The 258-nt window shown below is 72.9% G+C and carries 1 pseudogene; it reads right to left on the reverse strand.

The features are described 5' to 3' along the window. Positions 1 to 258: pseudogene (locus BST14_RS32100) on the reverse strand (hypothetical protein); the annotation flags it as partial.

Genomic DNA, 258 nt, shown 5'->3' on the forward strand with positions numbered 1-258 from the left:
ATGCGGATGCGGAACAGGCGTGCCGGCTGGCTGGCGAACTCGCCGCTGGCCAGTCCGGCGTGCAGCGCCGCCACGTGTCCGTCGAGGGTTTCGCGCTGTGCCGCCAGCTCGCCATCCAGCAGCGAACGGCTGCCGCCCAGGTGCCGCTGCACTTCGTCCAGTGCGCGGCGCGCCAGGCCGATGGCCATGCCGCATTGCAGGCCGAGGAAGGCCGGGCGCACCCGTGGCAGGAACTGCCGGGCGTCGTCGTGCAACAGC

The sequence above is a fragment of the Mycobacterium arosiense ATCC BAA-1401 = DSM 45069 genome (genome assembly GCF_002086125.1).
Lineage (GTDB): Bacteria > Actinomycetota > Actinomycetes > Mycobacteriales > Mycobacteriaceae > Mycobacterium > Mycobacterium arosiense.